This is a genomic window from Mesorhizobium sp. M0522, assembly GCF_040321085.1.
Classification (GTDB): Bacteria; Pseudomonadota; Alphaproteobacteria; order Rhizobiales; family Rhizobiaceae; genus Mesorhizobium.
On sequence record NZ_JAMYQW010000010.1, the window covers coordinates 76052 to 95625 of the forward strand.

Below are 19574 nucleotides of genomic sequence, written 5' to 3' on the forward strand. Positions count from 1 at the left end.
TTGTGTCGCGTGATTTCCGGGGCGCGACGTCTGATCCCAGTGGATAACCGTAGCAGCAGGATTGCTGCTGTTTCCACATCCAGTCCGCTCGGCAACATTCATCGGCAGTTGGTGTTGTATGCGGAGTTGAGCAGTGGCCAGGCGCAAGATTCTCAAAGCTCAGGATCGTCAGGAGCTTTTCGATATTCCGGCTGATGAGGACAGCCTGATCCGACACTATTCATTGTCCGCCGCTGATCGCCTCGAAATTGGCCTGCGCAGGCGCGAGCACAATAAGCTCGGCTTCGCTGTTCAGCTTTGCGTGATGCGACATCCAGGTCGGGTGCTGGCGGCAGGCGAAATTCCGCCCCGCGCGATGCTGAAATATGTCGCCGACCAGATCGGCGCCGATCCCACTGTGTTCACAACCTATGCCCGCCGGGAAGAGACGCGTCGCGATCACATTGCGCGCCTGATGATCTGTCTCGGCGTCAGAAGCGCGACAGCTCAGGATCGTCGCGCCGCGCTGTTGTCGGCAATAGAGGCGGCCGCGATGTCCGACAGCGGCGCTTCGATTGTGAATGCCATCGTTGCAACGCTGCGAGAACGCGGAACACTGTTGCCCGCGGCGGAGATCATCGAGCGAATGGGGCTGGCGGCCCGTGCCATAGCTCGCCGCCACGCGGAGGGGGCGCTTATCGAAGGTCTGGCACCTGAGAAGCTGCAGGCGCTCGACAAGCTGCTCGAGGTTGATGCGGCGATCGGTCAGACCCGCTTCCATTGGTTGCGGTCTGCGCCGGAAGCGCCCGCGGCTTCAAAAAATCTGGTAGGACTGACCGAACGGATTGCATTCCTGCGCACGCTCGGAATCGATCCCGGTTTGCGGGCGCGCGTGGCTTCCGGGCGGTGGGACCAGATGGTTCGTGAGGGCAATGCCACGCCGGCGTGGCTGGCCAACGACTTCAATGCGAGCCGTCGTCACGCCCTGATCGTCGCGCAGATCATCAAGCTCGGCGAGAAGCTAACCGATGACGCCGTGACGATGTTCATCAAGCTGATCGGGCGGCTGTTTTCCCAGGCGCATAGCCGCAAGAAACGGCGTCACATGGACCATCGGACAGACACCTCCAAGGCCCTGCGTCTGTTCCTCGATACGATATCGGCGCTGCAGTCGGCCAACGATCGGTCAGGACGCACTTGAGGTGGTCGACCAGAAGGTCGGTTGGCACAGGCTGCTTCGGATGAAGCCGGAGCTTGCAGCAATGGTCGAGGAAAATGAGGCATCCCCACTGGTCCTGGCGGCCGAGCAGTATAGTGGCGTCCTCAAATACGCGACGGCGTTCCTGGCGACCTTTACGTTTCGTTCAGCGCGCCGCCACGACTCCTTGCTCACAGCCATTGCGATGCTCCAAAGGCTTCATTCGTAGGGACGGCGTGCACTGCCCGAGCGTGTTCCGACCAGCCATCTCAGTCCAACCGATCGGAAACTGATCTTTGGGCAGCAGAAGCCTGATCGCCGCCTCTACGAGATCGCCACTCTCGCTGCATTGCGCGAGCGCCTTCGCTCGGCGGATATATGGATAGAGGGCAGCCGCTCGTTCCGCCCGATCGACGAGCACCTCATGCCGCGATCGACGTTCACCACGATGAAGGAGGAGGATCGGCTTGGCCTTGGTGTGGGCAGCGACGGCGCCGCCTGGCTGAACGAAGTAAAGCAGGTGCTGGACTTCAATTTGAAGCGCCTGGCCTATCGCGCTCGCGCAGGTAAGCTCGATGGTGTTCGTCTCGAAGCGGGAACGCTGATCGTGACGCCGACTGTCGGCGACGTTCCTGCGGCAGCCGAAGAACTGAACGCAGAGATCAGCGAGATGTATCCGCTGGTCGAAGTTCCTGACCTGCTGAGGGAAGTGCATGAGTGGACGGGCTTTGCCGATCACTTCACACATGTCCGCACAGGCGACGCCCCACGAAATGTCTCTGCCATGCTGGCCGGCATCCTGGCCGATGCAACCAATCTCGGTCCGAAGCGGATGGCCGGCGCTTCCAAGGGCATCAGCGCCCATCAGATTGGCTGGATGCGCACCTTCCATGCCCGATCAGAAACCTATCGCGGCGCTCAGGCCTGCATCACCGACGCACACGGCGGGCACCCGCATTCCCGTCTGTGGGGCAACGGAACGACTGCGTCGTCCGACGGACAGTTCTTCCGTGCGAGCGACCGAGCAGCAAAACGCGGCGACGTCAATCTGCACTATGGCAGCGAACCGAGATCGAAATTCTACAGCCACCTGTCGGACCTGCCCATCAGCCCCACGGAAAGCGAAGCGGCCTATGTGCTCGACGGACTATTCGACCAGGAAACGATCCTGGACATCCAGGAGCATTTTACGGACACCGGTGGCGCGAGCGATCACGTCTTCGGCCTGTTCGCCCTTGTCGGCAAACGCTTCGCGCCTCGGCTACGCAACCTCACAGATCGAAAGTTTCACAATTCGAGAAGGGCGATGCCTACCCGGCGCTGACGAGCCACATCGGCGCACCGATCAACGCGCGTTGATTCTTGATCATTGGGACGACCTGCTGCATCTGGCCGCATCGATCGCGACGCGCGCCGTCGTCCCCTCGACGATCCTGAAGAAGCTCTCGGCGTCTCCGAAGGAAAGCCAGTTGGCCAAGCGCTGCGGGAACTCGGCCGGATCGAGCGATCACTGTTCATGATCGAATGGTATTCGAGCCCGGCCTTGCGCCGGCGGTGCCAAGCCGGCCTCAACAAGGGCGAAGCAGCGCACAAACTGAAGCGCGCGGTGTTCTTCCATGAGCGCGGCGAAATCCGTGACCGCTCATTCGAGAGCCAAGCATTCCGCGCTTCCGGTCTCAATCTCGTCGTCAGCGCCATCGTCCATTGGAACACCGTCTATCTTGACCGCGCAACCACACACCTGCGCATGGCGGGTCGGACTATCCCGGATGACCTGCTCAAACACGTCTCGCCGCTCAGTTGGGAACACATCAACCTCACAGGCATCTACACCTGGGATTCTGAACTCAAGATGCCCGAAGGCTTCAGATCGCTTCGCTTGCCAGCACCAATCCGACGGGCGGCATGATGTTCATATTTCGTTTGGCCTTAGCGTACGATTCTGAACAGCTCTTGTTCTGACCCCATCTAAGCGACTGGTGGGACAGCACGGCGTGCCCGCTGGAATATCCAATGGAGGCATGTCGTTCGGCAGCGTACGTTCACACTAGAGGGTCTGCCTCGGGTGAACCGACCGGCGAGCAGTCGTTAGACAACAGCGCCGCTCCCCGCTTCCCACCAGGCTGCAAAACGCCGCCGCGCCACCGAGCTTCGGCGCGTTTTTCGGTTCTCGATAGTGATACCGCGGCCAAGCCAATGAAGGACTTCCTGACGAACCCGAATATGGCCCAGATCGTCGATGCAACCAGACGGAAGCAGATTTTGATCTGAGATATTGAGAATACCCCTCGCAACATGGTCTTTTGGTAGGAGGTCGAGCAATCGGTTGGCCAGGAAACGGTCGCGACGGGCAAGCAACACGCAACCCAGTAACAAGAGTGGCAGGCTGCTATCGGAATGAGCGATCTTGTCGAAGGTGGCGCCCGCTACCTCAATATCTGCGTGTGCAGCAACCAGCACGGACTTTGACGCTGCGATAGGGGCTGGTTGACGTAAAAGGTCGGCTAGCCCGACGGACGAAACGATGTCTGGCTCAACAAATGGGCAGCCAGCCAAGGCATCAATGGCGTCCACATTCCGCCAGTCAAACGGACGTGTCTCCGAGACTGCCCAAAGTGCTCGCCGCGCCCCAGCAGTTCCTTTGTTTGAAACGACTGTAAACGCTCGGACTCTTAAGAGACGGTCGGCGCTCGTTGAGCCAATATCGATCAGTTGGGTGCAAGCATCATCGTCGAGCTGATCGTAACTTCCGATCGCATCGATTGCCTCTCGTGCAATCGGATAAGACGGTGGTTCATCATGAAATGGTTCCGTGTTGGACCAGCTGTCGCGACAAATCTTGAGTAGAGCATCGTAATGTTTGGGATGTTGGCGCTCTAAGAGAAGCCCTACCAAGGCACGCCTGACGCGGCTTCCCTTGTCATCGATCAGCGCGAGAAGAGACGGGCCGAAGGGCGTTGACTCACGCGCACTGAGTGTCTCTAGGGCGAGTTGGCGCGCATCAGCAACGCGCTGGTCCAGGGCAAGTCGGACGAGGTCCCACTTCTCAGCATGGACGGCCAGCGAAACAGCATCAACGGCGTCAGCCGGCGTAATTGATAGCTCAAGGGCTCTCTTGAGCGCTATGTCGGGTGGTTCGCCGCTTGCTAACTCTAATACGCGCAATTTGGATGAGCAGGGCCGGCGAGGCTGACTGGATAGTATCGGACAATAGCGCCAGCGCCGCACCGGTCGCAGGTTCCCATAGTTCGCCCTCTCTCTTCAGCAATCCGAAAATTCCCCGCTCGGCGAAAGGCAGCTGCGCCTTCACGTGATCGGCGATGGTACTGTCCTTCGCGACGTTCCATAGGTCGAAGGTGATGAGGACGCGCTATTGCACCGTCAAACTTGGAATCGACAGAATCTCCGAAATCGATTCGGATGCGGCATTTGCAAGGCAAAAGCCAAGCGCGCTTCGCACCTCAGCATCTTCGTCTTGGGCAAGGATTCGCTCGGTGAGTTGCCGTAAGAAACGATTGTCCCACCGCGCTGCCGCCAGTCGCCAAGCTCGAGCTTCCCAGCCAAAGTGAGTCCCGCGTTGGACCACTGCTTCGACTTCATCTAGCGGGGCCGAACCAAGCGATGCGTGGATTGCATCACACCAATAGGGAAGCAAATCCTTTATCAGAGCGTGACGGGAAAGCGTTTCCCAATTGCCATCGGCACGGATCTTATCAACATAGGCCGTGACCATCTCCTCGGGACCAAGATGACCATCTCCCGGATCAGAGTACCAATCTTCGGCCGCAGCATCGAGCTCGCCGTTTTGAATTCTTTCCGAAAGGGCATCGAGTTCGGCTCGCTGTTCGGGTCCGACCCTTAGAGTTGCAAAAGCCGCTGCAAGCACTTTTTCATACCGAGGAAGGTCGACCAAGGAGGCAGCCGCAATGGTCGAAGCATTGTGATAGTAGCCTCCGCTTGCCACTTTCATTGCAGCATCGAGAAAGGCATCCGTCAGGTTTCCGCCAAGTTCAGAAATTCGGGTCGCAAAGTCCGCACCATAATTGTCATTTGTCTGCGCCAGAACCGTTCGTACGAACCGGGCGCATATGGCATGGCTGTACGGATTGTCGCGGGTTCTGTCGCAAACTTTTCGGAAAGGTCATTTGCTGCATGACGCTTGCTCTTTTTTCCGGGAGTTTGTCATGTTCAAAGGCCGCCATTTTGATCGATCCGTGATCCTACTGTGAGTTCGCTGGTATCTTGCCTACAATCTCAGCCTGCGCGATCTGGAAGAGATGATGGCCGAGCGCGGCATTCACGTCGACCATTCCACTGTCCACCGCTGGGTCGTGCATTTTTCGCCTCTGCTGCTTGAACGCTTCAACCGGAGAAAACGTCCGGTCACCGGCAAGTGGCACGTTGATGAAACTTATGTCCGGGTGCGCGGTCGCTGGATGTATCTCTACCGCGCCGTCGACAGCGTGGGCGATACGGTCGAATTCTTTTTCAGCGAAAACCGTGACCTGCCCGCGGCCAAACGCTTCTTACGGCCCTGCAGCGCCATGGCAGGCCGGAACGTATCGCCATCGACGGCAGCCAGACCAATCACGAGGCCATCCAATCTTGCGATCTTGAAAATCGCCTGCGGGATCGATCGCGACGAGCACTGAAGCCGATCAGAATCCGCAAGAGCCAGTATTTAAACAACCGCGTCGAACAGGATCATAGGCGGATCAAAGTGCCGCGTCCGGCCCATGCTCGGCTTCAGTCAACGACAACCGCCGAAATTATCCTCTCGGGCATCGAGATGGTTCATATGATGCGCAAGCGACAGGCGAGGTTTGCCTACGATCCGACGCCCTCCATTGCCAAGCAGTCCGAAATCCTCGCCCCATGAGCGACGCGTGACGCTCAACCTGCCCTTGCGACCTCAGCTGGAGTTTGCGACGGAACCTCAAGCCGTGCCCGACGCTTTTTGCCGCTGAGTGCGTCAAGCTCCTCAATCGTCGCCGGCTCACCGATATCGTCCCGAAAAACCGTCACGTCGATGTCTTCCGAGAAACGACTGATCAGACCGAACCCCTTGGACAAGGACGTGCCTCCCTTGAAAAGCAGGCGGGGGCCTCCGGCTTGAAGATCATGGAACAGGCATCCAGCGCCCAGCAGACCCAGAAATCCTTCTCGATATTCTGCGATGTCGTGCCGAGGCGTAGCGCAGTCGTATCGAAGGCGCTCAACATCGCGTCCGATCCGGCTGCAAGAACCTCATCAAAAGCCGGGTTCATGTCTTCGTCGCGCGGGTTAGACCGCTCTTGTCGGTTTGCGGCTTGCGGGTGGAGACGGGCTTGCTCCTCGAGCGGATGCCGACAGCACGATGCCGATCATCGCCATGATTATCGTCGGCATCATCATCAGCAGCAGCACCGGCAGCGCGAACATCGGCGACATGCCGACGATGATCGCCGACGTCGCCGTCGACAAGCGGCTTGAGAAACACCCACATCCATGTCGGTAGCGCCGTCATCCCGGCAGTTAGATCGGTCTTGAGGGGCGGCCCGGCGGTTGGATCGTCGAAAAGCTTGGCAAGCTTGCGCTTGACCCGTTCACTCTCACCTTCACGGCCCAAGAGATCGCGCAGCCAATGAAGCGCTTGAACGACCCGCATCGCTGGTCGCCCTGCCCAGAACAACTTGCTGGCGGCCGTCGGATGAAAGTTGATCGTCACATTGCCGAGCTTGATCGGCCGCCGCCGCGCGTCGGTATGGACCACGATTTTGGCCGGCACGGCGTCGGTCATGCCCAGGTCGTTCGCAGCGGTCATGCCGTCGACAAGCATCCGGGTTTGGTCACGGCGCCCGACGGCGTCGATGACTGAGCGCGGATCGGGCGGGTTGGGTTTCTGGGTAAGCTTATTGAAGCCAGGTTGATCGTAAAGCCCGCGATCGATCCGCCTGAGGGTTTCGGCCTTCGTCAGCCGCTGCAACGCCTTATCAACAGCGTCCCGCGAGGCGAGATCGACGAAATCGCTAGGCGTCCATACCTTGCGCGGCGCATGCGCGCGGATGCGCTCTAGCATTGCTGCTTTTAGATCAGGTGAGTCGCTGTTCATGTCCGAAAAGTGTAGGTCTTTTTCGGACAAAGGACAAGGTGGTGACGTCCGAAAAAGATATACAAATTTCGGACATCGCTGCGACATGACCAGTCGCGACCATGGCGTACCGTCTCAAGGACGCAGTGCCCAAGTAATACTTGGGACTGGCGCCCGATCAATGACGGCGTCGTAGACACGATCGCTCACGCGATAGGCCTTGCGCACGGCACCCTCCAACGTCCGCTCGGCTTCCGTGATTATGTGCCAGCGCGAATCGACGGCGCCTTTGGCCTTCCGATGGGCCGCGCGAACAAGATCCAATTGTGACGCCACAAGAGGGCCGAAGGCTTCAGAAGCCCGGCGAGTGAATTGCGCCTCCGACATCAACCAAAACTGGTCAAATCGAGCAAGCCTTGCATCGGGCTTGGCCGCAGCGAGATCTTGGCCGGCCTCTCGTATCGCCCGCCGCAAGAACTCCCATTCGCTCTGCAGCGCCAGCGCCGCTTCGGCGATGGTCCCTGCGGTGGCCTTGCTCATCCGTGGCACCGGAATGCTCGCGAGATCCAGCTTGCTGACCTTCGGAAATTTGTCGCCGAACAGCCGATTGGCAAAGCGCTCGTAGGTTGCCGAAACGAAGCGGCTATTGAGCAGACCAAGCAGCGTGGGAAGGCCGATTCTCCTTGCATTGTAAATAGCGAAGAGCGTGTTGAGATAAAGTACCGGGTTCGTCGGCACATCAAGGGAGGCGGACATACCCTGCCAGAAGATCTGTTGAACCAAGATGCGCGGTTTGGCGTAGTGGTTTAAGTCCCGCTTGTCGCGGAGCAGGTCGGAATACTTGAGCCACTGAGTTGTGCTTGGCTCGACGAAATACCGTTGCACATCGTTCGCGTCGACATAGGGATACCAGTCGCTACCTTCGCGTGTCCTACTGTGGAATCCACGCCGTGTGATGAATTCCTTCGGCACCTTGGTATGATGGTAGACTTGGATGCCAACGGTAACGTCAGCGACCGAATCTAATCGCTGGCAGCGGGCTGCGATTAGGTCCAGTTCATCGGCGATACGTGGCGGATAGATTACTTCGAAGCGATGGTTCGGCTGCCGAGCCTGGAACCCCTCCGTCGCCTCATGCGCAATGGACCAGTCACGTTCGGCGAGCTGCTTAAGCTTGGAACTCTCTGAACGACCGCGCGCCAAGGCGTTAATCTGCATTGCGGTTTCGCTGGCGGAAGCCACGTTTGCGAGCGGCTCGCTCCGCTTCCTCGCCACGAGCAGCACGGTGTCGTGGTTGACGTCGCTAAATATCTTCCAGGTGTTAGTGACCTCCAGAATTTCGAAGTGTCGCAGCATCCAAGCTCGCAATGATCTGTAGCCGTCGACGGTGAGCCAGGAGTTCGGAACGATGAAGGCCAGAATCCCATCTCGCCTAAGCATTTCCCACGCTCTGATGATGAACAGCGCGTAGGAGTCCCGTTCTTCGCCGCTGTCGGGAAAACGCTCGTCCAACATCTCCGCCGACCAGCCCTCGAGCTCGGCACCCCAAGGCGGATTACCGATGACGACGTCATAGGTCTCAACGTCATCCCCACGAAGCGAATCTCCGACGGTGATTGAAGTGTCGAGTGTCTCGAGCTTTTCACCGCGGCGCGCGGTCCGAAGCCATATGCTCAACCGCGAGATTTCCACCGACTCGGGTAGCAAATCGCGGCCAAAGAGATTCTGGCGTAGGATCTGGCGATCGAGGTCTAGGAGGGACCTCTGTCGCCGCGAGCCGCGCAGTTCGGCCAGTGCGCGGTTTGTCTTCTCGAACTCATCATGCAATTGGCTCAAGGCCTCTACGAGGAATGCGCCGGAACCGCATGCCGGATCCATCACCTTCAGCGCGCCGAGCTTCTCGGCATAGTTGATAAGCTGGAGGGTCTGCCGGCGACGTGCCGCCCCACGTCCCGTGCCGATCCGAGAATTGGTGGCGGTACTGATTTCCGCTTCTTTCTGCAGTATTTCGAAGGTGAGGGACAGCGCGCGCTCCATGAGGTACGAGGTGATCTCACGAGGCGTGTAATAGACTCCTCCAATCTGCTGACTGGTTACATCCATTTCTCCGAAGCCGCGAACGCGGGCGGGTCCACTAGAGATATCCTTGAGGCTTTGCTCGAAGATCGCGCCCAGTGCCTGTTCATTGAGATCCTCGGCAAAATCGTAGACTTCGAACCCGAAGATCCCGACAATCTCTAAGCTTTGGCGTCGCCCGCGCCCTACTCTGAATCGGGTCTCGAAGAAAGCGTTGGGAATTTCCACCGCATCGAAATATGGGTCATGGGCGAAGAGGCCGCCGTTGAAGGCATTGAGCGCGATGCCGTCGATACCGCCGCCTATGTTTAATGCCGAGAAGATCGTCCGGTACTCGCGCCAGTACGCGCCCTGGCGGCCGTTGGCACGCGCCCTCTGGACGAGCTGCCGTAAGGTATTTCTCGGGACGAGTTCGGCCGGATGGTCTTCGCAGAACGCCATGAACAGCACACGGTTCAGGAGCTTGTGGGTCTTGCCATAGAGCTGTGTCGCCGTCATGCCTGCCGACGCGGATTGACCCCGAAGGCAGTCGATGAGCTTCTGCTGGACTGCCTTATAGAGACCGTAGAACCCTTCGGTCAGATCCCGGCCCGCCGAGATAGATTCCCGGAACGCATGGTCTGCGACAGGCTCGCGACCGCGCGCTAGCAAGCCCTCGGGTCGAAGCAGGACGTAGAACTCAAAAAGCTGCTCTAGATCGCGGAGCGATTCTAGGGCCCAAGAATGGTAGGCTCCAGTGTAGCCGTTCTTGTACAGGCGTATCTCGCGGAGGTTAGTGACCAGCACCCATTCCACCCCGGGCTTCTTTGTCGCGTAGCGGAAACCCTGCTCGACCGGCGTTTCGCGACTCGGCCGACCCATCTGTGGCTGATCGAGGTCTGTCTTGGCGTTCTTGATCTCCCCGACCGCGCCCCATTCCTCGATGCCGGCGGTCAGATCGAAACGGCCGAGGACGAAATCGGGCGTATCACGACCGCTTGATCGTTTCGGAACCATCGTAGCCTCTACGGCCTTGCCTGCTTGGAGGTAGCCGAGCACAGTGCCGAAAATCTCGCTGTTGAAGGTCTGCTCGGCAGAGCTTTCGCTAAGACGATTCAGCACCCCCCGGTCCAACTGATCGATCCAATGACCCATCGCGGCCACGGCAGAGGCCGGAACCTCCAGGCCGCGCTTCCTCTCACCTCTAAGTACGTTGCGCAGTACCCGAGCGTTGAACAGTGGTTGAGCCTTGGACATGAATTCTTTGATCCTAGGAAGCGATGCCAGTCGAAGGCGATTCGCGTCGATGTACTCTGAGGGAGGTTTACCTTTACGGAGCGTGGAAGTCGCGGGTGGTGAAACGGTCGCTATGTCTACGTCGCACCGAGAGCGGCAGTGTCGGGGGGAAGGTTCCTATGCGTTTAGCATTCGCAGCGCCATCTTTGGTAAACCCACGTCTGCTACAGGTCTATACCTTCACGGGGCATGGGCATGACCGATGATGGACCAATCGACTAACGCGGGCACATGGCAGGCCACTCGCCTCCTGGTTCTCAAACGCGATGACTACCGCTGCGTGGCCTGCTCGACACCCGTGAAGTCCGCCGAGGCTGATGTTCACCATCTCCTGCCGCGGTCAATGGGCGGAAGTGACGAACTCTCGAACCTCGTCACCCTCTGCAATGGGTGCCACGCATCTCATCATCCAAATCTTGCAGGCGGACTAGCACGCAGGGTTATCGAAAGATGGGCGGTCAGGCTGGCCACATGGCTGGATACTGACGGTCAGAATTCGGAAGCGGTCGCGAATTTCGGCCCGGCTCTCCGTCTCTTCGGATTGGATCGGTTCCGCCAAGGGCAACTGCCGATCGTTCTGGCTGCCCTGTCAGGCAAATCCGTTCTCGTCGTCAGCCCAACCGGATCCGGCAAGACGCTGTGCTTCCAACTTCCTGCGGTTCTCCGTCGCGGTCTCACCATGGTTGTCAGTCCGCTGAAGACCCTGATGGCGGAGCAGGTATCGGACCTACTCGCCAAAAAGATTCCGGCCACCTTCATCAATAGCGATCTAAATGCAGAAGAGAAGCAAACGCGGTTTTCGTTACTCGGCCAATCCGCGATCAAATTGCTGTATCTCGCACCCGAGCGGTTTTTCGTCCGCAGCGAGGAAGAACGACAGCGCCTCAAGCAAACGAAGCCAACATTCCTGGTCGTCGACGAAGCCCATTGCGTCGACCAATGGGGTCGCGATTTCCGAACTGAATACGGCCGCCTACGTGAGGTCAGGGAGAAATTGGGATCGCCACCCGTGCTCGCATTTACTGCGACGGCAGGGAGGAAGATGCAGGAACGCATTCTAGCTTCGCTTGGTGTTGACGATGCCGTAGTTTTCGTTCGGGACGTAGACCGTCCCAATATCGCGCTGGCCCGTTGGAGGTGTGCGACCGAACAGAGGGCAACCGAAATCGCTACTCTGCTCAGACTGCCTCAGCTCCGCGGCCAGAAGGCGATGGTCTTCGTGCCGTCGGTAGCAGTCGGCGAGCAGATGCAGCAGGCGCTACGCGATGGCGGGCTTGATATCCCCTTGTACCATTCGAAGCTGGGAACCTCTTGGGATCGTCAGGAACTTGTGAAAAGGTTCCTCGGGCAGAGCAGGCCGTCAGTCGACCAGATCATATGCACGAACGCGTTTGGGATGGGTCTTGATGTCCCGAACGTCCGCTTGGTCATCCACTGGCAGCAGTCGGCCTCTGTCGAGGATCAGCTGCAAGAATTCGGCCGTGCCGGCCGGGACGGAAGGCCGTCTGTGGCTGTCATGTTCCACAATGGCTCAAGTGTAAACCGCGACGTTTCGCGTCTTCGATTCATGGCCGAGAAAACAGTCGCATCGACTGACGTCTTGAGTCTCAATCGCGAACACATGCTTGAAGAACGCTTCCGCCAGATCGACCAGGTGAACGAGATGATGAGGTCGCAGAGCTGCATGAGAGAGACGATCTCGACCTACTTCCAAGGTCCGAAATCCAGGGAACGTCCGAGTCTGTCGGTCAGAATTCTCGACGGGGTATTCGGGAGCCGCTCGCCCGCAATGCGATTTCGAGCTTGCTGTGATCATTGCGACCGGGCTGAAATCAAAAGGCGCGGCGTGAGCGGATACGTTGCCGGGGTTCTCAGCTAGCGATCTATGCGCCTTAGCCGATCTCCATCGTCTACTGATTTGTCAGCCGCCCGAATGATGCCTTTGGCAACCGGACGCTGCCCGATCCAGCTCACGGGCATCTTTGCCAAGGCCACCTTCTCCGGGCCGTTGAAGATGACCTCACCCTTGAGGCTGCCGAAATCGATATCGAAAAACAGCAGGTGATCCGCACGCGTGTCCACATGCCGAAAGACCGGTCCGCGTCCCGTACCGGTTGCCTTCACCTGAACGGATCGCCCGTCAGCTGCATGGCCGTCGATTCCTGTTCCGTTTCCAGGCACGAGCGTGACGCCGAAGAGTTCGGCGGCAATGGCCTCGCCGATATCGCCCACCAGATTGCCATCCAATGTGAAATTCAGGCCAGCACTTTTGTAGTGCTCCCGCAGTTTGTTCCGCGCCGCCACCAATTCGGCGACCACAGGAGGAAGTCTGAAATCGTTTGGCACCCGATAACCCTTCAACTATATGCTGCCCAACGTCGATCTATGCCCGTGCCAGTAGCGTGTACGAAAAAATGTACTCGCCGGAGACAGGTACCTTCACGGGATCGCCGTTTGCGGTTTTTTCCGGTCTTGCACCGACCGCGGTCTTGATTGCTGCCCCGAGGCTACGATTGATGCGAGCTTTGATCGGGTTCCCCTTCTCGTTGCCGGGGCGGCCGCCGATCGCCGTCCGGTACTTCCTGTCCATATCCTCGTCGTTCTTGAGATGCTGGAAAACCTTCAGCGTCACGCTCGGGTCAAATCCATCCTCCGCCTTGAATTTTCTAGCCAGGCTGATCATCCTATCCTTGATTTCCAGCTCCGCTCGCATCCTCTCTGCTTCCTTCGGATTCTGTTCACCGATCACGTCCATGAGATGCCTTGCCAATACTCCAGCCGCATAATCGGCTTCCTCCTGACCTTCTCGCGCTGCCTTTGCCGCCAACGCAGACTTCAGCGGTTCTGTGAGCCTCAGGGTCATCTGCACCAATTTTTCAGCCATGAACTATTCTCCAGTGAGCGAGTTAATCGGACGAGCGCATCTTTATATGTTATTTGAAGGCGCTGTCAATATAAAGATGCGCTCGGCAGCGCGGCTTTCGGGATTCTGAGACGATGTTTGCTTGCAAAGCTGGTTCCCAGATGATTTCTTGTCCGGAATCCACCTAGATCGATCGGGACTGATGCAAAAGTCGCCCCTTGACCCTCAAGTTGCCGACGTCGCGCCGGAGTCCCCGGTGCTGACCGGATACGACGAGCAGCACATGGTTACGTATCTGCGTCTGCTGGACGCCCGCGACGGACGATGCCGACTGGCGGGAGGTGTCGCGCATCGTGCTGCACATCAATCCCGACCAGGAACCGAAGCGGGCGCGCAGAGCGTGGGAGACGCATTTGGCGCGTGCCCGCTGGATGACCACATCCGGTTATCGCTACCTGCTGCAAGGCGGCGCGCGGCACTGACCACGGGTTCGGGACCTACAAACTTCGTGGCGGCAGTTTTGACGCATCCCCCGGCGTGCCACCGGCGGCACGCTCCAAGTCGACCATTTTCTTAACCAGGGCCAGCAGATCGCGCTTGGTGCCGTGCGGCAGAGACACGACCTGTTGGGCGAGTTCCATGGTGTCGCGCGCTTCCTCCGGCGTGCGGCCCCATAGATGCGGGGCAGCGCTGAACAGCATCTCCATCGGCATGAACCCGAGGATTTCGCACAGGTGGATCATGCGCGTGACGTGCATTTTTGAGAATGCGCGCTCATAGCGGCCATAAACCTGCATCGAAAGGCCAAGCAAGGGCGCGAGCTCTGCGCGGGTCAGATCCTTGTCCTCACGCGCCTTGCGGATGAAGGCGGAAATTCTTTCATCAATCTCGCCGAGGGTTTTGATGCCTTCGAACCCTGGGTGGCGGAAAACAGGTTTATCGATCTCGGGATCGATCGTCTCAACCAATTCCATTTTGTTTTTATAGACGTCCATATCCTTAGCCACGTCCTCTCCCTTCTTGCCTTTTTCCAGTCGCGGACAGGGCGACGATCTCAATCAAACATTTGAAAACGGGATTGCCCCAAGGGCGCCCCGGCACGCTCTTGCACAGCGATTTTCCAGAAGCGGGGAGTGAGGGTAGCGCTTTTGGCTACTCCCAATAAGCAACCATCACGGCCGTGCTGCGCTCGCTGAGCATGGTTCTTTCCAGCGGAAGCCTGCATTCATAACGCCCTTGAGCTGGCGCGGGGACAGGCACTGCCCACTGAGAGAAAATCAGTTGGCCTTGGCTGCAACCATTCGCCAAGCACCCGGCTTTCCCTCGAACACAGCTTCGACAAGTTTTTCCCCATCGACCCACCCCAGATGCGCCAGGAGTTCGAGAGCGGATTCCATAAGCCCGTTCAATGGGGAAGCGGCATTTGAGCCTTCACCCAAGTCGAAGCCTTGGCGACCGACCCACGGTGCGGCGTAGATGCCAATACGAATACTGATCGTCATCCCGAGCAGGAGGCTTCAACCGCCCATGGATCAATAGCCATTGTCTCGGAGGAACTGGTCGATGGCTGCCTTTATGATCACCGTCATCTTGATGTCGTTGTCGAAGGCGGCCTTTTGCAGTCGCAGCTTCGTGTCGTAGTCCAGAGGGCAATTGACGTAGTGCTTGGCTTCCCGCGCGTGCGCCCGCTTCAGGTCGCGCAGGTGATAGCGTCCCTCCTCCTGAGCCAGGGCACGCTTGATCGCCTTGCTCTTGCGCTCCCCAGGCTTTGGACGTGGCTGGCTTCGGCCGTCGCGGTGCGATCGGAAAGTCAGAGACGGACAGTTTGCCTGGTTTAGACATTTCCCACCTTTTCCCGGTTTGCCGCGAGATGGCCATCGAGCTCGGCCACAAGCGCCGCGACCTCCGCGCGACCCTTCATCACCGGGTCGGTCAGCTCGAGCATCTGCAAGTGCCGAGGCCGTTGCGGATTTCGCGGTAGCAATTGCGTTCGGTGAGCTCGGTTTCCATCAATGTCGATTCATAGCCATTGTCGCGAAGATTGGCGATGAACGGACGGATCAGCCTGTAAGCCTCGAGAACACGGCCCGGCAGGGCGATGCGCGTCACCACGTTCACGTGGGGAATCGTGCGCCCCTCCCGGTCGCCAATATCCGCTGTGATGGTGGCGGCTTCGCCGGCCGCCTTGATTTCATCCTGGTTCGGCTGGATTGGCGTCAGTACCAGGTCGGAGTTGCGGATAATCGTATCGCGGATGACGCTGTCGACGCCGGGTGAGTCCATCAGGATTACGTCATAGACGCCGTCTTGTTCGGCAAGCACGGTTTCAATGCTTCGCTGGGTTGCCGCGCTGTGCAGCTCGATGTTGGCCGGAAGATTCTCCTTGGCCTCACATCGATTCCATCATTCGGCGAGGTTCTGGCGCGGATCGGCATCGATCAGAAGAACCTTCTTTCCATGAATAGCGTACTCGCCGGCAACGAGGATAATGACCGCCGTCTTCCCCGGCGCCGCCTTTTCCGCTGATCGCGCAAATTCTTCGAGGCATGTTCGATTCCTCTTTTGCCGTCTCCCAAGACTTCAAATCGGGAGGCCGTCGCCACGCTCATGGCTACTCTTGGAGCAATAGCATTTCCAAACGAAGCGAATGCTTGCTTTCGCATGGCATTTTTACACCATGCGATCACACTCACTATCCTAGCGTGTGATACTTTAATCACATCGTGCTTTCACGTCGTAACGTCGTGGCATGTGAACACATCGTGTGAACAAGTCGTGTGAAATGGGATCAACCGCGCACTGCCGTTTGAGCCATCGTAGAAGTCTCCACAGTCGCCCAACTTCGCTTGTTGACCGATGAAGTCGGCACCGGACTTCCCGCTCTTTTTTGTTGTGAACCCTGGAGCCGCGCGAAGCCGTCTGTGACGCTCGCACGCAGTCCGCCAGGGCGAAGAGCGGAGCTTCCCCTTGCGGACGAGTACGAGGGGCACAAAGGCCGACAAAGCGGTCCTGGAGGTGAACCCTGGAGAGCGTTTTAGCGTTTGAAAGGGCAGGGACGGAGGCTCTGACATCGTTTCGATGTGGACGAGCGAAATGTGGGCCGTTCGAAGATTTCTCCCACTAAGTGGTTATTTCACGTGTATTGACGATCGAGGAACAAGCCCTCGATGCCTGCCGCAAGCGCCAGTCAGAGGGGGCCCAAGGCCATGGACGACGCGAAATTCGAGGTCCGGCTCGAGCCGAACCGGAAGGGTCGAATGGTGCATGCCCGCGTCAGCGCGGACGAATATGCAGCAATCGAGAAGGCCGCGAACGCGGCCGACATGACGGTTTCCGGGTTCTTCCGGTCGCTCATCATCGAGGGAGCGGGCGCTCGGCCATTCCTTACCGAGGAAGACCGCCTCGTGATGGCATTGCTGCTGCGCGCGATCGGCGTGAACCTCAATCAGGTCGCGCGGGCGCTCAACAGCGGCAAAGGCGTTCATCCGAGTGATGTCGACATCAATCTCGGGAACGTGCAGCGCGTCCAAGCGGCCGTTATGACGGAGTTGCGATCGCTGGCGAAGCGCGCCGGCCATAAGCGGCGAGGGGATGGGTAAGGGGTGGAAATCTTCTTCGGCGCCTTCACGAGCGAATGGGAGCAGCGCCGCGCGGCGTTGCTGCATGAGCTATCGCTTGGGCCAAAACGCCGTTCGTCGGCCGAAGACGAAATGAAGCGTCTATTGAAACCGATGGCCGCGCTGGGCGGTGGCGGTGGTGCTGGTGGCGGCGGTGGCAGCCAGCCGAAAATGCGGCGGACGGCCACCAAGTCGATCTTCGTGGCCGAGACGCGGGCAGCAGCGGTGTCCCGTCCAATAGAAGTTCGGCTAGCGGCGGTGGCCCAGGGCAGCCAGCCCACGGTTGTCAAAATGGCATCCTACGGCGCCGGCGCGAGGGTAGGGGCGATGCTGAATTATGTGTCGCGCGGCGGCGAGCTCGCCGCGAGAACGAGAACGGCGAGCGCATCAGCAGCCGCGAGGATCTAGCGCGGTTGCGGGGAGACTGGAATCATCTATTCCAGAACCGAGTGGAGAGCCGCGATATCGGCAGCTTCACCGTAGAGATTGCGACTGCGGCGGTTTGGTCAGACGAGGCGATGCATGAGCTGGTCAGGAACAGTTTGACGAGCACGTTCGGCGATCGACGCTATGCTTACGCTGTCACGCACCAGGCCGACGGCGCTCTGACGGTTCAAGGAGCGGTCGTTCTCAGAAGCGGGCAGGGGGAGCGGCTGACTGGCGACGACAAGGCCGCCAGCGTCATTCAGGTGCGATATGACGTGAGTGCGGCCGCGCAGGATGTGGCTGCACGGTTCTCGTTCCATGGCTACGGCAACGGTGTCGAGTATGGCGCCAGCAAATTGCGAAGCCTGGTTGAATGCCATGACGGCGACATTCGCGACGACCGCGGCCAAGTCATCGGTGACGAAAAACATGCTGGCGACGTGGTGCAAAAGGAATGGCGCGGTGATCTGCACAGCCGCAAAGGCCGCGACGTGATGCACCTGATCATGTCGGCCCGGGCCGGTACGAATGTCGGGGCGTTTGAAAACGCTGCACGCGACTTCCTCGCCGAGCAGTTCGCCGGCCATCGCTACGTGTTTGCCATGCATGATCCGGCCAACGATCCGAAGGAAGAAGGGGATGGAGGCAAGCGGCCACATGTCCATGCGCACGCGATCATCACCATGCGATCGGAATCGGGTGATCGGATCGAGACGACCCCGCAGGTGTTTCGGGAATGGCGGGCCACAATGGCGCAGATGGCCCGGGCGCAGGGAATAGCGATGGAGATGACCGATCGTCGCGAGTTCGCCAGTCCGCCCGCCTTTACCCGCAATCAGGTGAGGCCGGTGAGCAGGGAAGGGCGGACCGAGCACGTCGGGACCAGCGAGGCGGCACAGGGACGGTACGACGCCAAGCGGAGCGGACGGCGCAGTCTGGCGAAGGCCGAAAGAAGCCGGGAGTATGCCATAAAGGCGACGCAGAGTTGGCAGAAAATAGCGCTGGCCAGCGGCGATCGGCGCGTTGCCGCCTATGCAGAACAGCAGCGGGATCATTTGACTGCGTTTACCAGAGCAGCGACCCGAAGGGTGACGAGGGGTTTGGCAAGTTATTTGCTATCATCATCTGTTTCGTTTTCTTCCTAGGTGCACTGCAGGTTGCTTATGAAACGTTGTCTGGCTGGTACCAAATCTTCGTGCAGTGGGGCAGCGAAATGCTGGCCTTTTTGGCCGGCTTTTGGCCGTTCTGATAGTTGCGGGCCTTCCTCACTCAAGCTCTGCGCGGGGCAGGCCAAAGAAGTCAAGAGATGAGATGCTGCCGGCCGTGAAGGGGTTCCAGATCGATCTCGACGACAAGGACGGCCTGAACGTCAAGGCTATGCGCGAAGATCATCAATATGGCGTCAAAGTGAAGACGACAGCGTTTCGCGGGAGAACCCGAATCCCCGTTCAAGTCGAGATCAGCTTTGGCGATGATGTTGCTCCGGCGGCGCAAGACTCCATGGCCTTCTCCGCTTTAGCGTCGACAGAGGGCGAGTTGGAATTGCCGCGAGTGCTCGTCGTCCAATGCTATTCCCACCACCACATCGCGATGCTAAATCCGTCCTTGACGTCGTCTAAGTTGCCGGAACCTACAAAGCTCGTCCCTTTCCAAAGATCGAAATGACCGGTGGCGTCCGAGAAGGCTTTGTGATAGACGAGCATGCCTTTCTTTGGCGGGATCTGAATAACGGTTCCAGGCTCTTTGCTCATGCCCCACGTGAATTGGCCGAACTGCTCGGTGACGTAATCCCACATCGTCCTAACTTTGATGATTATGTTTCTGCCATCGCCGGCTATGGCTTCCTTGTACTTTTTGGGGATTGAGTAACCCGCAGCGTGAAAGGCGACTGACAAGCGTATTGCGCACGTATTTTGATAATTTGGATGGTCGACCAGCTCGGGCCACTGGCCACCAAGATCCGCGTAGAGCTCGGTTTTCGGCTTCGTCGGATAGTATTGCTCGAGATTGTCGAAGATAGTCATTCTGCTTCCCCATGTGATCACGGCTTTATGCTTAGCGAGGCTTTCG

13 protein-coding genes and 6 pseudogenes are annotated in these 19574 nt (G+C 58.7%); 8 read left to right on the forward strand and 11 right to left on the reverse strand.

Annotated elements, in window-relative coordinates; all coding sequences use genetic code 11:
- Window positions 1–133 precede the first annotated feature (133 nt).
- The 3 genes and pseudogenes from NKI58_RS14190 (at window position 134) to NKI58_RS14200 (ending at window position 3086) form a co-directional block, all read left to right on the forward strand.
- Window positions 134–1180: a DUF4158 domain-containing protein gene (locus tag NKI58_RS14190; RefSeq protein WP_023680270.1), complete on the forward strand. Its 1047-nt coding sequence runs from the start codon at window positions 134–136 to the stop codon at window positions 1178–1180.
- 1 nt (window position 1181) lies between these two features.
- Window positions 1182–1406: a hypothetical protein gene (locus tag NKI58_RS14195; protein ID WP_023680271.1), complete on the forward strand. Its 225-nt coding sequence runs from the start codon at window positions 1182–1184 to the stop codon at window positions 1404–1406.
- Window positions 1407–1847: 441 nt separating this feature from the next.
- A pseudogene (locus NKI58_RS14200) lies at window positions 1848–3086 on the forward strand (Tn3 family transposase).
- A gap of 179 nt (window positions 3087–3265) precedes the next feature.
- On the opposite strand, the gene NKI58_RS14205 reads toward NKI58_RS14200, so the two are convergent.
- The gene (locus tag NKI58_RS14205) at window positions 3266–4342 is read right to left on the reverse strand and encodes a hypothetical protein (RefSeq protein ID WP_023680275.1); all 1077 of its coding nucleotides are present in this window, start codon (window positions 4340–4342) and stop codon (window positions 3266–3268) included.
- A gap of 205 nt (window positions 4343–4547) precedes the next feature.
- Window positions 4548–5147 carry a hypothetical protein gene (locus tag NKI58_RS14210; protein ID WP_156937478.1) on the reverse strand — a complete coding sequence of 200 codons (600 nt, stop codon included), beginning with the start codon at window positions 5145–5147 and terminating at the stop codon, window positions 4548–4550.
- Window positions 5148–5361: 214 nt separating this feature from the next.
- On the opposite strand from NKI58_RS14210, the pseudogene NKI58_RS14215 reads away from it, so the two are divergent.
- Window positions 5362–6056 (forward strand): annotated as a pseudogene (locus NKI58_RS14215) (IS6 family transposase).
- A gap of 56 nt (window positions 6057–6112) precedes the next feature.
- Here the strand turns inward: NKI58_RS14215 and NKI58_RS14220 are convergent.
- From NKI58_RS14220 to NKI58_RS14230, 3 genes and pseudogenes are all read right to left on the reverse strand, one after another.
- Window positions 6113–6444 (reverse strand): annotated as a pseudogene (locus NKI58_RS14220) (nucleotidyl transferase AbiEii/AbiGii toxin family protein); the annotation flags it as partial.
- Window positions 6441–7298 carry a DUF6088 family protein gene (locus NKI58_RS14225; protein WP_352853344.1) on the reverse strand — a complete coding sequence of 286 codons (858 nt, stop codon included), beginning with the start codon at window positions 7296–7298 and terminating at the stop codon, window positions 6441–6443. The gene NKI58_RS14225 and the pseudogene NKI58_RS14220, both read right to left, overlap by 4 nt.
- A gap of 84 nt (window positions 7299–7382) precedes the next feature.
- Entirely contained in the window at window positions 7383–10559 is a 3177-nt protein-coding gene (locus NKI58_RS14230; protein WP_352853346.1) for an Eco57I restriction-modification methylase domain-containing protein, read from the reverse strand.
- Window positions 10560–10800: 241 nt separating this feature from the next.
- On the opposite strand from NKI58_RS14230, the gene NKI58_RS14235 reads away from it, so the two are divergent.
- The gene (locus tag NKI58_RS14235) at window positions 10801–12477 is read left to right on the forward strand and encodes a RecQ family ATP-dependent DNA helicase (protein ID WP_352853348.1); all 1677 of its coding nucleotides are present in this window, start codon (window positions 10801–10803) and stop codon (window positions 12475–12477) included.
- Here the strand turns inward: NKI58_RS14235 and NKI58_RS14240 are convergent.
- Both NKI58_RS14240 and NKI58_RS14245 read right to left on the reverse strand, forming a co-directional pair.
- Window positions 12474–12944 carry a DUF6998 domain-containing protein gene (locus NKI58_RS14240; RefSeq protein ID WP_352853350.1) on the reverse strand — a complete coding sequence of 157 codons (471 nt, stop codon included), beginning with the start codon at window positions 12942–12944 and terminating at the stop codon, window positions 12474–12476. The genes NKI58_RS14235 and NKI58_RS14240 overlap by 4 nt on opposite strands.
- A gap of 37 nt (window positions 12945–12981) precedes the next feature.
- Complete coding sequence (locus NKI58_RS14245; protein ID WP_352853352.1) at window positions 12982–13482, reverse strand: hypothetical protein; 501 nt, start codon at window positions 13480–13482, stop codon at window positions 12982–12984.
- A gap of 181 nt (window positions 13483–13663) precedes the next feature.
- Here NKI58_RS14245 and NKI58_RS14250 point away from each other — a divergent pair.
- Window positions 13664–13943 (forward strand): annotated as a pseudogene (locus NKI58_RS14250) (DNA -binding domain-containing protein).
- A 15-nt stretch (window positions 13944–13958) separates the two neighbouring features.
- On the opposite strand, the gene NKI58_RS14255 reads toward NKI58_RS14250, so the two are convergent.
- The 3 genes and pseudogenes from NKI58_RS14255 to NKI58_RS14265 form a co-directional block, all read right to left on the reverse strand.
- The gene (locus NKI58_RS14255; protein WP_352853354.1) at window positions 13959–14468 is read right to left on the reverse strand and encodes a helix-turn-helix transcriptional regulator; all 510 of its coding nucleotides are present in this window, start codon (window positions 14466–14468) and stop codon (window positions 13959–13961) included.
- A 270-nt stretch (window positions 14469–14738) separates the two neighbouring features.
- A complete protein-coding gene (locus NKI58_RS14260) occupies window positions 14739–14963 on the reverse strand; it encodes a hypothetical protein (protein ID WP_352853356.1) in 225 nt (74 codons plus the stop codon).
- A 332-nt stretch (window positions 14964–15295) separates the two neighbouring features.
- Window positions 15296–16009: pseudogene (locus tag NKI58_RS14265) on the reverse strand (ParA family protein).
- 658 nt (window positions 16010–16667) lie between these two features.
- Between NKI58_RS14265 and NKI58_RS14270 the strand changes: the two are divergent.
- Both NKI58_RS14270 and NKI58_RS14275 read left to right on the forward strand, forming a co-directional pair.
- Window positions 16668–17060: a MobC family plasmid mobilization relaxosome protein gene (locus tag NKI58_RS14270; protein ID WP_352853358.1), complete on the forward strand. Its 393-nt coding sequence runs from the start codon at window positions 16668–16670 to the stop codon at window positions 17058–17060.
- Between the two features lie 3 nt (window positions 17061–17063).
- Window positions 17064–18583, forward strand: a pseudogene (locus NKI58_RS14275) (relaxase/mobilization nuclease domain-containing protein); the annotation flags it as partial.
- Window positions 18584–19072: 489 nt separating this feature from the next.
- Here NKI58_RS14275 and NKI58_RS14280 read toward each other — a convergent pair.
- Window positions 19073–19528, reverse strand: coding sequence for a T6SS effector amidase Tae4 family protein (locus NKI58_RS14280; RefSeq protein WP_352853360.1), 456 nt, complete (start codon window positions 19526–19528; stop codon window positions 19073–19075).
- Window positions 19529–19574: the final 46 nt, after the last annotated feature.